This window comes from Lysinibacillus sp. NPDC097231, assembly GCF_044761885.1.
Lineage (GTDB): Bacteria > Bacillota > Bacilli > Bacillales_A > Planococcaceae > Lysinibacillus.
Window position 1 is genome coordinate 1 of record NZ_JBIWDH010000046.1, and the last position, 15,674, is coordinate 15,674.

13 protein-coding genes are annotated in these 15,674 nt (G+C 36.3%); 5 read left to right on the forward strand and 8 right to left on the reverse strand.

Going from position 1 to position 15,674, the window contains the following annotated elements:
• Positions 1–103: 103 nt before the first annotated feature.
• Positions 104–1,123: a YeiH family protein gene (locus tag ACIQXF_RS20705; RefSeq protein ID WP_402787048.1), complete on the reverse strand. Its 1,020-nt coding sequence runs from the start codon at positions 1,121–1,123 to the stop codon at positions 104–106.
• 113 nt (positions 1,124–1,236) lie between these two features.
• Here ACIQXF_RS20705 and ACIQXF_RS20710 point away from each other — a divergent pair, with 113 nt between their 5' ends.
• Positions 1,237–2,124 (forward strand): LysR family transcriptional regulator, encoded by an 888-nt coding sequence (locus tag ACIQXF_RS20710; RefSeq protein WP_402786974.1) that lies wholly within the window; start codon positions 1,237–1,239, stop codon positions 2,122–2,124.
• A 37-nt stretch (positions 2,125–2,161) separates the two neighbouring features.
• Here the strand turns inward: ACIQXF_RS20710 and ACIQXF_RS20715 are convergent, their stop codons facing one another.
• On the reverse strand, positions 2,162–3,079 hold the full coding sequence (locus ACIQXF_RS20715; RefSeq protein WP_402786977.1) for a LysR family transcriptional regulator: 918 nt from the start codon (positions 3,077–3,079) through the stop codon (positions 2,162–2,164).
• 127 nt (positions 3,080–3,206) lie between these two features.
• On the opposite strand from ACIQXF_RS20715, the gene ACIQXF_RS20720 reads away from it, so the two are divergent.
• The gene (locus ACIQXF_RS20720; RefSeq protein WP_402786980.1) at positions 3,207–4,397 is read left to right on the forward strand and encodes a coenzyme F420-0:L-glutamate ligase; all 1,191 of its coding nucleotides are present in this window, start codon (positions 3,207–3,209) and stop codon (positions 4,395–4,397) included.
• 453 nt (positions 4,398–4,850) lie between these two features.
• A complete protein-coding gene (gene helD / locus ACIQXF_RS20725) occupies positions 4,851–7,154 on the forward strand; it encodes an RNA polymerase recycling motor HelD (protein WP_402786982.1) in 2,304 nt (767 codons plus the stop codon).
• A 226-nt stretch (positions 7,155–7,380) separates the two neighbouring features.
• On the opposite strand, the gene ACIQXF_RS20730 is transcribed toward helD, so the two are convergent.
• From ACIQXF_RS20730 to ACIQXF_RS20750, 5 genes are all read right to left on the reverse strand, one after another.
• Positions 7,381–8,136, reverse strand: a complete 756-nt coding sequence (locus tag ACIQXF_RS20730; protein ID WP_402786985.1) for an amino acid ABC transporter ATP-binding protein — start codon at positions 8,134–8,136, stop codon at positions 7,381–7,383.
• A 13-nt stretch (positions 8,137–8,149) separates the two neighbouring features.
• Positions 8,150–8,851 carry an amino acid ABC transporter permease gene (locus ACIQXF_RS20735; protein WP_402786988.1) on the reverse strand — a complete coding sequence of 234 codons (702 nt, stop codon included), beginning with the start codon at positions 8,849–8,851 and terminating at the stop codon, positions 8,150–8,152.
• A gap of 12 nt (positions 8,852–8,863) precedes the next feature.
• Positions 8,864–9,571: an amino acid ABC transporter permease gene (locus ACIQXF_RS20740; protein ID WP_402786991.1), complete on the reverse strand. Its 708-nt coding sequence runs from the start codon at positions 9,569–9,571 to the stop codon at positions 8,864–8,866.
• A gap of 247 nt (positions 9,572–9,818) precedes the next feature.
• Positions 9,819–10,691, reverse strand: coding sequence for a transporter substrate-binding domain-containing protein (locus ACIQXF_RS20745; RefSeq protein WP_402786994.1), 873 nt, complete (start codon positions 10,689–10,691; stop codon positions 9,819–9,821).
• Positions 10,692–10,724: 33 nt separating this feature from the next.
• A complete protein-coding gene (locus tag ACIQXF_RS20750; protein ID WP_402786997.1) occupies positions 10,725–11,891 on the reverse strand; it encodes an acyl-CoA dehydrogenase family protein in 1,167 nt (388 codons plus the stop codon).
• Positions 11,892–12,282: 391 nt separating this feature from the next.
• On the opposite strand from ACIQXF_RS20750, the gene ACIQXF_RS20755 reads away from it, so the two are divergent.
• Complete coding sequence (locus tag ACIQXF_RS20755) at positions 12,283–13,029, forward strand: hypothetical protein (RefSeq protein WP_402787000.1); 747 nt, start codon at positions 12,283–12,285, stop codon at positions 13,027–13,029.
• Between the two features lie 74 nt (positions 13,030–13,103).
• On the opposite strand, the gene ACIQXF_RS20760 is transcribed toward ACIQXF_RS20755, so the two are convergent.
• Positions 13,104–13,478 carry a VOC family protein gene (locus ACIQXF_RS20760; protein ID WP_402787003.1) on the reverse strand — a complete coding sequence of 125 codons (375 nt, stop codon included), beginning with the start codon at positions 13,476–13,478 and terminating at the stop codon, positions 13,104–13,106.
• Between the two features lie 238 nt (positions 13,479–13,716).
• Between ACIQXF_RS20760 and ACIQXF_RS20765 the strand changes: the two genes are divergently transcribed.
• Positions 13,717–15,666 (forward strand): methyl-accepting chemotaxis protein, encoded by a 1,950-nt coding sequence (locus ACIQXF_RS20765; protein ID WP_402787006.1) that lies wholly within the window; start codon positions 13,717–13,719, stop codon positions 15,664–15,666.
• The last annotated feature ends 8 nt before the right edge of the window (positions 15,667–15,674 follow it).

Here is a 15,674-nt window from a genome sequence, read left to right on the forward strand (position 1 = left end):
ACCGAGAAATAGGGTCAAACAAGAAAAAAGGGAAATCGAATAACATCGATTTCCCTTTTTTCTTGAATATCAGCTAGTTTTGTCCCAGCCTCTTTAAACTACTTTAATGCAAGAAAACAACTAAAATGTATCCTACTATCGATAAACAAACCGAACCGATTAGCCCTGCGATAAACGCTTTTACGCCTAGCTGTTTAAAGGTTTTTATCTCTACATTTAAACCTAGTCCAGCCATCGCCATGCCAATTAAAATATAGGCAACATTTACAAATGCCTGCGCTACATTAGCCGGTATAATGCCTAATGAATTAATAGCACTCATTGCTAAAAATCCAAGAATAAACCATGGGATTATCGATAGTGAAAATGCTCCCTTTTCCTGCCCTTTATCAATTCTCCGATATAAAATACCGATGACAATTGCTACTGGTACAAGTAATGCCACACGTGTTAACTTAACAATAACCGCCATATCAATGGCTTCATTTCCACCCGCTGAAGCTGCTGCAATAACATGGGCAATTTCATGTAAAGTACCTCCGGCAAAAATTCCGTATTCCGTTGGTGTTAAGCCAAATAATGAATATAACAGTGTATAGACTAATGTGAATACTGTTCCTAATAATGCAACAATCGCTGCACCTACTGCTGTTTCTTTTTCATTTGCTTTTATTTGAGGAGCAATTGCCACAACCGCAGCTGCTCCACAAATGGCTGTACCACAAGCTGTTAGAATGCCGAGTTTCTTTTCAACATGAAATACCTTCGTTAACCAATAAACTACCACTAAAGCAAATAATAGATTAATGAATGCAATAAGAAAGACACTCGCTCCAGCATGATAAATATCTGCTAAATTCAAACGCATTCCCAAAAAAATAATGCCTAATCGCAATAGCTTTTTACTTGAAAATGATATACCTACTTGCCATGAATCTTGCACCTTAAAGGCTGCTCTCCACGCCATACCTAATATAATTGCTATGACAAGTTGACCCAATATGGAGAAGAATGGAAATGTTGAAATATACTTTGCCACTAAGGCAATAACAAGTGTCAACAATATCCCCTTCATAAACACTGGTGTCAGGAAACTTTTTAACCTCAGCTGTCCATTTACCATGTTGTTCACTTCTTTCACCCTTGATGATTATTACTTTATTAAAAAGTCAATCATTAGTAAAATACATATATATAATTGTTATCATTAATATTTCTAATAATAGGAGTGAAGATATGCAATATGATGCTTTAAAAACATTCATCACATTAGTGGAGGTCAATAATTTTACGAAAGCATCTGAAATACTCCATATTTCACAGCCAAGTGTAAGCTTACACATTAAAAACTTAGAACAAGAATTTCAAACAACCCTATTTATTCGTTCACCAAAATCAGTTCAAATTACACCAACAGGAGAAATTCTATATAAACGAGCGAAGCAAATGATGGCCATTGCAGAAGCAGCAAGGGAAGACATTTTAACCTATCATCATGAAATCCAAGGCACGCTTGTTATTGGTGCCAGTTTTACAATTGGCGAATATATATTGCCGCCTATAATAGCGAAACTACAACAGCAATTTCCTCAGCTTGAGCTTCAAGTTATTATTGGCAATACGAAAGAAATCATTCAATATACAAAATTGTTACAGGTCGATATTGGCCTTATTGAAGGACAAGCACACGACAATGAACTTATCATTAAGCCCTTTATGCAGGATGAGTTATTTATTGTCAGTGCAAGTAACCACCCTCTTGCGAAGAACCCTACTATTACAGTTGAGAACTTGCAACAGCAAAACTGGGTTGCACGCGAAGAGGGCTCTGGCACACGCTATTACTTAGATCATTTATTTAGAGCAAACGGACTCCAAGTACGTTCCCTTCTTACCATTAGTAGCAATCAAGGTGTAAAAGAAAGTGTTATCCAAGGGCTTGGATTATCATTGCTTTCAGCTAGTGTCATTGAACGTGAAATAAAAAATGGCGATATAAAAATTTTACCTCTCGAAGAACAGCATTTTATACGAACATTTTCTTACTTGTACTCGCCTACCATGAAAAATAAACGCAATGTCGACATACTTATAGAGGCACTAATCAATTATGCCTCAGCATAATTGTGCAGCGGATGTTTAGACACTCGCTGCAATAAGCTCACTTAATTCTTGGATTTAGACGTTTATGTTCCTGCTTCTGCTCAATAATTTCTACAAATTTAGTAGCTGCCCGGGAAAGAGGCACACTTTTCAAATAACACATACCAATACTACGTGTTGGTATATTTTCTGTTAAAGTAAGCTCATATAGAAGTCCCCGCTGCAAATAATCCATAGAAAACTCTTTTGTCACACAAGCAATCCCTAAATTGCTACGTGCAAATTCCAGCACAAGATCATGTGAACCAAGCTCGAATTCAGGTTCAATGTGGATTCCTCTTGCAAATAAATAATCTTCGACATACTTTCTTGAATTTGATTTTTTCTCTAAAAAAACAAGTGGGAACTTTAAAAGATCCTTTAAGCTTAAACTTTTCGACGTCAGCGTTTTATATTTCTCTCCACAAACAAAAATATCTTGAACCTCTGTACACACTGTTAACTGTAATGTCTGGTCTTCTAACGGAAAATTACAAAGCCCTATATCTACCTCACCAGATTTAATAAAGTTACAAATTTCCAAAGTTGTTCCATTTAACATTTGTAACTTTATATTTGGATACATCGTATGAAAGGCCTCGAGATACGGCATTAAAAAGAATCGAGAAATAGTGTCCCCTACCCCAATTTTCAACTGACCTGTTGTTAAATTTTTAAATTCCAATAGCTTTTCCTCACCGGCATCTAAAAGACCTAATGCTGAATTCGTATATTCATGAAGAAGGCTACCTTCAGTTGTTAGCGTAACCCCCTTAGGTGTCCGATTAAAAAGGCGTGTACCAAGCTCTTTTTCTAATTGCATCATCGCTTGACTGACAGCTGGTTGAGTCATATATAAATCCTTAGCAGCTTTCGAAAAGCTATTATTTTTAGCAACAACACTAAAAACACGATATAAATCTAATTTCCCTATCATATAAACACTCCTTATAGCTATTATATGAACTATTAATTTTACTTATATCATTAAAGGGGCGTATAGTAAAATCATATTAATTTTTATTCACATAGAACATTTACATAATTAACGAGGAGAGATTATTTTGGAACGTGTAGTTGGTACAGTTGTAAGAGGTCTTCGTGGTCCAATTATTAACGAAGGCGATAATATTGAACAAATCGTGGTAGATACGGTATTAAATGCTTCACAGATTGAAGGCTATTCAATTGAGGATCGTGACATTATCACAGTAACAGAATCTGTCGTAGCACGTGCACAAGGTAACTATGCATCAATTGACGACATCGCAGCGGACGTAGCTGCTAAATTTGGTGACGACACTGTAGGTGTTATTTTCCCAATTCTAAGTCGTAACCGTTTCGCAAACTGCTTACGCGGTATTGCTAAAGGCGTGAAGAAAGTTGTTTTAATGTTAAGTTATCCATCTGATGAGGTTGGGAATCACCTAGTTGATATTGACGAGCTAGATGTCAAAGGTATTAACCCTTGGACGGATACTTTAACTGAAGCTGAATTCCGCGAGCACTTCGGTTATAAAAAACACACATTTACAGGTGTAGATTATATTGAATACTATAAAGAATTAATCGAAGCTGAAGGCGCTACTTGTGAAGTTATCTTTTCAAATAACTCAAAAACAATTTTGGACTATACGAAGAGTGTCTTAACTTGTGACATTCACACACGTCAACGTACAAAACGTATTTTAATGGCAAATGGGGCTACAAAAGTATACAGTCTTGATAATATTTTATCAACATCTATTAACGGTTCAGGCTTCAATGCGGAGTATGGTTTACTTGGTTCAAACAAAGCAACTGAAGATAGCGTAAAATTATTCCCGCATACTTGCCAGCCAATTGTTGACGGTATCCAAGCAAAAATCAAAGAAGCTACTGGTAAAACAGTTGAAGTCATGATTTATGGTGATGGTGCATTTAAAGATCCTGTGGGTAAAATTTGGGAGCTAGCTGACCCCGTTGTTTCACCAGCATTCACTGCTGGATTAGACGGAACGCCAAACGAAGTAAAGCTAAAATACCTAGCAGACAATGATTTTGCAGATCTTCGTGGTGATGAATTAAAAGCAGCAATTTCTGAGTATATCCAAAATAAAGATGAAGATTTAACTGGTCAAATGGCTGCTCAAGGAACAACACCTCGTCGTTTAACAGATCTAATCGGTTCTCTATCTGACTTAACTTCAGGTTCAGGTGACAAAGGAACGCCAATGATTTATATCCAAGGTTATTTTGATAACTATACAAAATAAAAAAGCTATAACAATGAAAAATGAACTCTCACTTTTGATAGGGGAGTTCATTTTTTGTTATATTTGTACTAATTTTAGTATAGCAGATTATTATAATAAATTATCATTGCGTATTGTGAGGGCGACAGGAATTGAACCTGTCGTTTTAATTTCAATGTGTTTTCCGTTCACAATGAATTTATATGATGACGATGCATAAAAAAGTTACAGGTTTTACAGAATGAAGGAATAAGACTTCAACACTTATAATATTAAAAGAAATAGAAAAATATTTAAATAAGGCTGCTCCAATTTTTTGGAACAGCCTTAGCTCAATACCCATTTTCTTTGTATTTTTATTATATCATAAATTTACAAAAATTACTAGACTATACTTCTTTCGGCACAAGCAGTATGATAAATTTCTCGATTCATAAGCCATACAAACTATTATGGAGAGGAATGTGAGTAACGTTGGAAAAACAATATGAATGGACAGAGGAAAAAAAGTATCTTGAGCATTGTTTAAACACAGTTGGTCACAAAAAAGAGGAATTAATACTAAAAAGGAAGAATTTCAGAAAAAATGCTGTAGCATTAAAGAAAACATTTTGGGACGATGTCAGAGTAAATTTAGATACTGCTGAGGATTTTGACGAAACCTTTTTTGCGATTAAGCAACAAGTAGAGCTCCTGTCTGACTCAGAGCTTGCAGAACAGCGTACAATTCGAAATGTGAAGGTTTATGAACGTTTACAGCAGTCACCCTATTTTGCTCGGATTGACTTTTTACAAAATGGGCAAAAAGAACCTTTAAAAATTTATATAGGTGTTGCCACATTATTGGATGAGCAGGATGAAAATATAATCATTTATGACTGGCGTGCGCCTATCTCGAGTATGTATTATGATTACACACCTGGCGAAGCCTCTTACGAAACAACTACAGAAGAAATTCATGGCGAAATACTACTAAAACGGCAATTTATTATTAAGAATGGTCAACTACAATCCATGTTTAATACTGGTTTAACAATTGGTGATGATTTATTGCTTGATATCCTCGCACAAAATGCAAACGAGCATATTCGCAGTATCGTTGCAACTATTCAAGCTGAACAAAATAAAATAATTCGCCATGTTCACTCACGATATCTTATCGTAGAGGGTGTTGCAGGTAGTGGTAAAACAGCTGTTGCTCTTCAACGAGTAGCCTATCTATTGTATCGTTATCGCAATGAAATGACTGCCGATCAAATTTTACTGATTACACCTAATCAACTTTTTAATCAATATGTCCATACGGTCTTACCTGATTTAGGTGAAGACAATATGCAGCAATTAACTTTTATAGAGTATGCTGAAAAACGTTTAGGTCGACAGTTCCAGTTGGAATATCCTTATGAACAACTAGAAGATCTTTTAACAGAAAAGGATGACGCTCATTATCGAAGAAAATTAGATAGCATTTCTTTTAAAGCGAGTCTTGCTTACAAACAATTGGTGGATCAATATGTAAGCTATTTATCCTATGAGGGTTTGTTATTTAAAAATATTGTTTTTCGTGGAGAACGAATTATTACAGCCCAAGCAATTAGCGAATACTTCTATTCTTTCCCCTCCTCCATGCCAATACCAAATCGCCTACTATTAGTGAAAGAATGGTTATTGCAACAACTAGTGGCATTTGAAAGGGCTGAACGTAGAAAGGAATGGGTAGAAGAAGCGGCTGAGCTATTAGATAAGGAAGACTACTCCAAGTCTTACAGAGAACTGCTAGATGAGGGACGCTATACAGAAAACTCATTCGATGATTTTGATCAAGAACGGAAAAAGTTAGCGAGACAAATTGTAAAAAAACACTTTAAACCATTACGCAACTCCGTTAATCAGTTAAAGTTTGTTCATATGTTAGGTACGTATCGCCAACTGTTTGATCTAAATAGTCCCATTAAAAAAGAATTACAGCACCTTATGCCAGACAATTGGGAGGATATTTGCCAACAAACACTCCCTAATTTAGCAAAGCGTCTGATTGCCTACGAGGATGCAGCACCATTTTTATATTTGCAGGACAAGATTGAAGGACAGCAGACAAATACTACGATTCGTCATGTTCTGATTGACGAAGCACAGGATTATTCTCCATTCCAATTAATCGTATTACAGCAGTTATTCCCACGAGCACGTATGACCATTTTAGGGGATGGCCATCAAACGATTCATCCGCATACCTTTGATAATCCTTCTCTGCTTAGCCCTCAATTATATGATGAGCAGGCGGAAAAAATGATTTTAACGAAAAGCTATCGTTCGACAAAGCAAATCATTCAACTCACAGCCAAGATTTTAAAAGATGGGAGTAAAGTAGAGGCATTCAACCGAGATGGCCCAGAACCATCGATTACACTTTTGCAGAATGAAGTAGAATTAAATGCTCAAATTATCCAGAACATCAACAATCTATCTGCTAAATTTGAAACAATTGCTGTTATTTGTAAAACTGCAGCAGAATGCTCTACTGTTTACGAGCAATTAAACAATCAAATTGATATTCAACTGATTAACCACAATACCAAGCAATTTAAAAAAGGTATATTATTACTGCCAGCCTATATGGCAAAAGGTATCGAATTTGATGCTGTTCTTATCTATAACGCATCTGCTACTAATTACTCAAGAGAAAGCGAACGTAAATATTTCTATACAGCCTGCACTAGAGCTATGCATGAATTGCACATTTATTCCATCAATAAATTAACACGTTTCCTTCAATAATGGGCAACAGGGAAATCTGTAAGTAACAGAGAGAAACTATTATATCTAAACAGTAGAGGTAGGAGTCTTTTGTGGCTGACGCTTCGCTTTCGCACAGTAAATATTTGCTAAATGAAGATAAAACGATATAAATAGAAAAGCCGAGCTATTATAGAATTTTTCAATTAGAATTCCATATATAGTTCGGCTTTTCTTTTGTCTAAAAATTTTTTGTCCCCGCCGTTTTTTATATATAGAACGTGTAGTCTTCTGGGATCACACGTTTTAAAAATTTCTTTGTGCGCTCCTCTTTTGGGCTTACGAAAATATCGTGAGGGCTTCCTTCCTCTACGACAACGCCTCCATCCATGAAAATTACGCGATTGGCAACATCTTTGGCGAAGCCCATTTCGTGTGTGACCACAAGCATCGTTGTTCCCTCAGCAGCAATGTTTTTCATAACTGTAAGTACTTCTCCTACTAGCTCTGGATCAAGTGCAGACGTTGGTTCGTCAAACAAAATAATATCTGGATTCAACGCCACAGCTCGCGCAATTCCAACTCGCTGCTGCTGACCTCCAGACAATTGACTTGGATAGGCATCATATTTTTCAGATAATCCTACTTTATCAAGCGCTTTTTTTCCAATTGCGATCGCTTCTGCCTTTGGAACTTTACGTCCTATAATAAGCCCTTCCGTAACATTTTCTAACGCCGTTTTATTGGTGAAAAGATTATAGTTTTGGAATACAAAGGCTACTCTTTGCCGAATAGCATATACATCCTTCTTCTTTACATTTTGAAAATCAACTTGGATATCATCAAATGTCGCATGTCCTTGATCAGCTTTTTCTAAAAAGTTAATGCATCGTAATAATGTTGTTTTTCCGGATCCGCTGGGACCTAAAATAACAACCACATCTCCCTTATCAATGGCTAAATCGACACCCTTTAAAATTTCATTGTCACCAAATGATTTATGGATATTTTTTATGTCTAACACGCTCGTTCACCCCTTAGGCATTTGCCATTTTGAATTTACTTAAATGTTTTTCATATCGTTTAAAGATGTATTCAACAGTACTACATAAAATTAAGTACACAATGAAAATATCAATATACGCCTCTACGTAATTGTAGCCAATATTTGCAGCTACCTTAGCCTTTAAGGTGATTTCAGGTAAGGACATTGCATAGCCTAATGACGTCGCTTTGATGAGATTTACTGTAGCTGTACAAATATTTGGCAGAGCCACTACTAAAGCTTGTGGAATAATAATACGGCGATAGGCTTGGAATGTAGATAAACCTACTGCATGTGCTGCCTCTAGCTGGCCTTTTTCAACCGTACTTAAAGCAGAGCGAAATACCTCAATTAAAATCGCCGTCGTACTAAAGGCGAAGACGATAAATGCATACCAAATCGGATTGATCTTATAAATATCATAGGAAATATTATATTTTTCAAAAATAATTTTAAGCATTAATGGGACACTACTATAAATAATAAATATTTGAATAATAATAGGTGTTCCACGAACAAAGGATACATAAATTTTTGCTAGGTGATGAATGACGGGAATTTTATTAATTCTTGTTAGTGCTAGTAAAAAACCGAGTGGTAGAGAAACTAGCATAGCAACAATTGTCACAAGGAGTGCGATAGGTACACCAGATAATGCAACAAAAAATGTTTCGACTAAAAATTGATAATTCATGGATACGCCTCCTTACGTTGTTTCTAATGTCTTTTTCCCCTTGCCAAAAAATTTTTCTAGAATAGCAAAGAATTTTTCTATAATTATAGAAAGCACCCAGTAAATTATCGCTAAAGCAATATATATTTCTAATGCATGTGCATTAATATTACTTGCGATAATTAAATTTGCCTTTCCGACAATGTCAATTAAGCCAATTGTATAAGCAAGTGCTCCCTCTTGTAATAGAGCAATCATGCCATTTCCAAAGTTCGGCAATGCTATAACGAGAGCCTGTGGGAAAATAATACGTCGATATGCTTGAAATGGCGTTAATCCCACACTAACAGCCGCTTCAAATTGCCCTTTATGAATAGCTAGATAGGCCGAACGAATAACCTCCGACATAATCGCTGCAAACTGCAATGTGAATGTTACGACTACAAAAATGGCTGTTTCGATTGAATGGAGATTTATGCCGAAGTTTTCCGCAAACGCTGGCACACCATAGTACACGAGAAATAATAAGACGATAGATGGTGTACAACGCATAATCGTTGTATATAGGTTTGCTAATTTGTGTAACATTTTTATTGAACTTAACTTTGCAGCCGCTAATAATAGGCCAAATATCGTACCTAATACAATGGAAGATCCTGCAACTAAAAAGGTAACTTTTAAAAAGGGCAATAATGCAGGAATTGCGTTCCAAATATACGATGCATCAAAATACTTCTCCATTTCCTCACCAACTTTTATTAAATATATGGACTATAAGTTCTCTTTGTATGAATCAATTTCGCCTTGGCGTAATTGCGTCCGGATTATGCGTGGTGTTCTTTGACTGAGTTCCTCTATTTCAGTGGGTGTTTGGACACCCACTGAATGAAGATAAAGACTGCTGAGTATACTGACTCAACAGCCTTTTGTTTGGTAGCAGCTGCTAACACTTTCAAAGGAGGAATCTCCTTTGAAAAGCTACCACCTATTAGCGATTCACAGTTTCTAACACTTCAAATAAATCACGACCGTAAAACTTAGTGCTTAATTCATTTGTTTTCTTTTGCTCTTTAATTTGTGCTATAGCTTTATCGTAAGCATCTGCAAATTCTTGTTCCTTTTTATTGAACAACGGCCATGTTTTAATAACGGCAAATTCGTTGTAAACTACGTCATCCTTTAAATTATGATATGGGCCACCTTCTGCTAAAACTTGTTGTTTAAATGGACCTTCAATCATTACACCACCGTCAACACGCTTTTCATTTACCCATTGCACAACATCGACAGTGAATGCATCTCCAGCCTGTAATTTAACTTTATTGTCTGGGTTGGCCTTATTGTATTCATCAATAATTGTGTATTGAGCATTATTCGCAGCGATTGGTGCCAGTGAATACCCTTTTTTAGCAAAGTCCGCTAATGTTTTTACACCTTCATCTTCTTTACGTAATACTAAACCTGCACTACTTAAGCCTAAAAATTCTTTAGGGAAAATAAACTTTTCTGTACGTTCCTGCGTAAAGAATGCATTTTTTACCCCTACTTGATATTTCCCTTGCTCAACACCAATCAGTAAATCGTCACTCGTTGTTCCTACATATTCAAACTTATATTCAGGTAATAGTTCATCTACTAGCTTCATGACTTCTACGTCGTAGCCAGTTGGATTTCCATTATCGTCTAGGTAACTAATTGGCTTAGAAGCCTGGTCAAATGCAACCTTCACTGTACGTACTTTCACTCCACCCCCTGAATCTTTACCTGAAGCTTCTTCACCTGAATTACAGCCTGCTAAAATAGCAAGTGAAGCCAACCCGATTGCTGCCAATTGAAAAATCTTTTTCTTTTGTTTAAACATATATCATTTCCCCTTATTCTCCATGGTTTTAAATTAATTTTCATTCGATCTCTGCTGTTCAATTGCTGCTGTTGCTAGTTTAATAATTGTCATATCATCCATCGGTGGATTATGAAGTCCTGCACGAACATTTCGATAATAGCGTTGCAATGGATTTGTTAATTGTAAGCTTTTCGCACCTACTACACGCATTGCCTTATCGACGATTTCAATCGCCAAATTTGTTACCGTATGCTTAGCAACTGCCATTTCATTTGTTAAAAGCTCACGTCTAGCTGGATCATCGTAAGCTTCTGCTACCCCATATAGTACAAAGCGTGCTTGATGTAGTTTCAATTCAATATCGCCTAGAAGCTGCTGCACATTTGGTAATGTACTAATTGGTGCATTTAAGCTATTAGGTTGATGATGATTTGCAAAATGTAGTGCATAATCACGAGCTGCTTGCGCAATACCTAAGTATGTTGCTGGAATATGTAGAATCCAACCATCTATTTTCCCACCACTTGGGTGACTTGGTAACTCTACTAAATGATCCGAAGGGACTATTACATCCTTTAAAACAAGATCATGACTACTTGTGCCTCGCATTGCAGACATTTCCCAGTTTTCTTCAATTGAAAGCCCTTGAGCATCTTTATGGATAAGAAAGAAACCAATTTGATTTTTTTCCTCAATCCACGCTGATGTTAAGAAGTAATCTAGTACCGGAGAGGCTGTCGTAAAAATTTTACGTCCGTTTAAGAGCCACCCTTCCTCTTTTGAAACAGCATTTGTTCCTGGCCGCCCTCCACGAGTTGGACTCCCAGTTGCCGCTTCACTCACAGCCCTATTTATTATTACACCGCTCTTTATTTCCTGAGAAAATGAACCAAGTAAATCGTCTGCCCATAGCTTTTTCTCATATAGTTCGCCTACAACACCTAATGTCCACCCTAGTGAGAGTGAAGCATTCTCGTCATAGCTCGCTAAGGTTTCTTGAACGAGTACCATATCGTAAACTGATAAACCTTCACCACCATATTCTTTCGGTAAAGTTAGTTTTGGATAGCCAATTTGCAGAAGTAATCTATGTGCTTCGAAGGGAAAACGAGATTGCTCATCTACCTCTCTCGCCTCTGCTTTAATTGGTTCAGCAATAGATGCTAACTGTTCTAGCCAATACTGTTGTTGCTCGGTTTTAATAAATAAATCCTTCAAGAATATCTCCTTCTTCCCATATATCAATTACACCACGCATCATTGGCGTATCCCTTTGATGATTGCACTTTGGTCTGCTTGATGCGCGTTATTACATGGATTCGATGAATTAAGGCATTTCAGCAAGAACCAAATCAATATAAAACATATAAATTTACTAAGAATTAATGTTATAAAAAAATCTCTAACTACTTAGTAGCGAGACTTTAGCTGGAACTGAATTTTCTGATTCGTTGAAACTTATAATACTTTTCACGTTTAAAAATGTCAATGGGTTAATTATAAGTTTTTTTGTAGGTTTTGTTGGATTTTATATTCTTATGTATTCTAAAAATTTATTCACCAAGCGCTATCTATAACATATGCTAAAACTAAAGAAAGAGGTGTATGTATGACCAATAATATGAATCCACTTTTAAATAATACTTCTAATGCACCTATGAATCCTCAGGTTATTCAGACGAAATTTGGAGATATTAATGGAGATGGTTTTTTTGAAACAATACTTTTGATGGGGACTAAAACCCCTGACAGTCCTTTGTGGAGAAATCTATCAATTACTATTTTTTACGGACAAACACACCAGTTCGAAAGAATAATGCTAAAACAAAGCGTTGGCTATAATTCAACAATATTTTTAGGTGATTTTACTGGTAACCATCTAGAAGATATTTTAGCTATTTCTGATACTGGCGGTAGTGGAGGTATTATCAACGGTGAGATATTATCCTCAATAAACGGCAAGATACGCTCAATTTTCGATGCAGAATCTTTTAATAATAAGCTAAAGTACACAGTCAATTATCAAAATCAATATAAAGTAGCCGTTCGTAGTATGAATCCTAAAAAGCAATATATCATTGATTTACAATACAAGGGGCAAGAATATTTAGCGGAAATTTATAATCAAGACGGTACACTAAAGCAACCCATTGAAGGATGGGTTGACCCAATCAGCGGATTGTATCCATTGGACTTTGAACGGGATGGAGTATATGAGATGTTAGCTTATCAAGCTATCGCAGGCAGATACCATGCTGATGGATTAGGCGATGTGGAAAACATTCTAAAATGGAATGGACATGAATTTATTGTTGACCGTCAAACTGTAGGGATTTTTGGCAAAGATATCAAATAATTGAAAAAAGCAAAAATCTGTTCGTTTTCTTACAAAACAAACGAACAGATTTTTACTCATAGGACTAAAATAGCTTATTTTTCTACCAAAGCGAAATAATTACCTTCTTGATCAGCGAAATTAAAAACTCTACCTAATGGCATCATGACTAAATCCCCTACTTTCACGCCTTTTGCCTGAAAATCTTGATACAGATTTTCTATATTATCGGCATAGAACATAATTGAGGGCATCCCTAAATTTAAATCAGGCTGCATTTTAGCAATTATTTCTTTACTGTGTAAAACAAAAGTAGTTTGAGCCTCTTTAGTTGGAGCAATTTCAATCCAACGCATTCCGGCTTCTTCCTGATCTGCCACTACAACAAAACCAATTTTCTCGGTCCAAAACTTTACGGCTGCATCCTGGTCATTTACATATAACATTACTTGTCCAATTTGACGAATCATGAAACCATTCCCTCCTCTTTTGAGCATTAGTATACATCAAAAGTTAACTTTATATGTCATCTAACGATTGCATTCTTAGGGGGTTTTCGAACTATCAGTTGGTAATATCTATTATCAGTAAATAATTAGTACAAAATACTTAACTTTTATTTTATTTTTGATAAAATGAGCATGGTATCTATTATTTACCTTATGGGGAAAAGTATAGAACAAATACATCATTGTGAGGATAATACAAGTGAAACAACTAAGTTTAAGAAAAAAGCTCATTTTTTCGTTTTTAGCAATGCTTCTCGTCCCAACACTGTTAATTGGAATTGTTTCTTACCAAAGTGCTGAAAAGCAAATATCGGCAGAACAACAAGCAAGCGCTGCCGAAAGTTTACGCACGCTTAATACAAATATTACAAACACGATTGAACCAAAGTTGAAAGATGTGCAATATTTTTCAAAAAAACTCAATCAACCTTATTTACAAGAAGATAAGGTTCCAGAACTTAAATCACTTCTACAAGAATACGTAAATATGCATCCAGAAGTAGACCTGGTTTATATTGGTACTTCTGATGGCCGCTTATTGGACGAGCCTGCCCAAGAGTATCCAGATGGTTTTGACCCTCGTACAAGACCCTGGTACGAACAAGCTTTAAATAGCAATGGACAAGTATCTATAACAGCACCATATATTACCCAAACTACAGGTGATATCGTTATTACGATTACACAAGCTTTACCAGATGGCTCGGGGGTATTAGGATTAGATTTAAATATATCTACGCTAAGTGACATAACGAATGATATACGCATAGGAGAAACTGGCTTTGCTTCACTTTTAGATAGCAATAAAATTTATATTGCTCAGCAAGATAAAGACAGTGGTTCTGAGGCAACAGAAAGCTATATTACAAAAGTTTATGAACAAGATAGTGGAAAAATTATCGAGAAAGATCGTCAGCTACAATTTGTAACTAATACGCTAACAGGCTGGAAAGTTGTTGGCACTATGTTTACAGCAGAAGCGGCGAAAGATGCGGCTTCAACGTTTAATATTAACTTAATCATCATTGTTGTTTCGATTATTGTGGGCGTTATTTTTATGCTCTTCATGATTAGGTCCGTAGTCAATCCAATTAATCGACTAAAGCAAAGCGCTTTAAAAATTAGTGAAGGTGATTTAACGGAGTTTATCGAAATCCATTCTAAGGATGAAATTGGACAGCTTGGGGAAGCTTTTATCTCCATGAAGGTTAGCTTAAAAAAACTTATTCGCAACGTCGATCAAAGTGCTGAGCATGTTCAAAAGTCTGCACAGGATTTATCTGCCAACGCAGAGCAAAATATTGCGGCTTCAGAGCAAGTTACCGAGGCTATGCAACAGGTAGCTATGAGTACAGAAAAGCAAACAACTGGTATTGACCAAAATGCAATTTCTATTGAGGAAATTGCTAAAGGAGTCGTTGAAGTTGCTGATAGCTCCATGCAGGTTTCAGATCTTTCTAGCCATGCTATCAAATTGGCTGAAGAGGGCGGTCAAACCGTACAACAAACCGTTAACCAAATGGTTTCTATTCATGAATCAGTTAGTCAATCAGACACGATGATTAAATCGCTCTATGATCGAACAAAAGAAATTGGTTCTATTATAGAAATTATTAGCGCTATTTCAGACCAAACAAATCTACTTGCGCTGAATGCTGCTATTGAGGCGGCGCGTGCGGGAGAACATGGAAAAGGCTTTGCAGTAGTTGCCGATGAAGTTCGAAAATTAGCAGAGCAATCTCATCACTCAGCAGAGCAAATTTCTGCACTAATTACGGGGATTCAACAAGATACGGCTAAATCTGTTCAAACTATGGTGAAAGCATCTACAGATGTTCAAGATGGTCTAAGACTTTCCGAAGATTCGAGTAAGAAATTTGAGAGTATTATTGATAGCTTACGAAATATCGCACCAAAAATGGAGGACATTTCTGCATCTGCTCAAGAAATGTCTGCCGTGGTCGAAGAAGTTTCTGCTACCGCTATTGAACTATCAGATCACGCTAAGTTAAATGCAGCAGCATCTGAGGAAGTTGCCGCTTCAACCGAACAAACATTATCCTCGATGCAGGATATGGCTTCCTCAGCTAAAGCTCTACTTGATATGGCCGATGAATTACAAGGCTATGTAAATCGTTTTAAATATTAACAAGAAAG

What these genes read in the sequence shown, in the direction of transcription:
- ACIQXF_RS20705 (WP_402787048.1), bottom strand. Translation starts at nt 1,123, where the DNA reads ATGGTAAATGGACAGCTGAGGTTAAAAAGTTTCCTGACACCAGTGTTT.
- ACIQXF_RS20710 (WP_402786974.1), top strand. Translation starts at nt 1,237, where the DNA reads ATGCAATATGATGCTTTAAAAACATTCATCACATTAGTGGAGGTCAAT.
- ACIQXF_RS20715 (WP_402786977.1), bottom strand. Translation starts at nt 3,079, where the DNA reads ATGATAGGGAAATTAGATTTATATCGTGTTTTTAGTGTTGTTGCTAAA.
- ACIQXF_RS20735 (WP_402786988.1), bottom strand. Translation starts at nt 8,851, where the DNA reads ATGAATTATCAATTTTTAGTCGAAACATTTTTTGTTGCATTATCTGGT.
- ACIQXF_RS20740 (WP_402786991.1), bottom strand. Translation starts at nt 9,571, where the DNA reads ATGGAGAAGTATTTTGATGCATCGTATATTTGGAACGCAATTCCTGCA.
- ACIQXF_RS20745 (WP_402786994.1), bottom strand. Translation starts at nt 10,691, where the DNA reads ATGTTTAAACAAAAGAAAAAGATTTTTCAATTGGCAGCAATCGGGTTG.
- ACIQXF_RS20755 (WP_402787000.1), top strand. Translation starts at nt 12,283, where the DNA reads ATGACCAATAATATGAATCCACTTTTAAATAATACTTCTAATGCACCT.
- ACIQXF_RS20760 (WP_402787003.1), bottom strand. Translation starts at nt 13,478, where the DNA reads ATGATTCGTCAAATTGGACAAGTAATGTTATATGTAAATGACCAGGAT.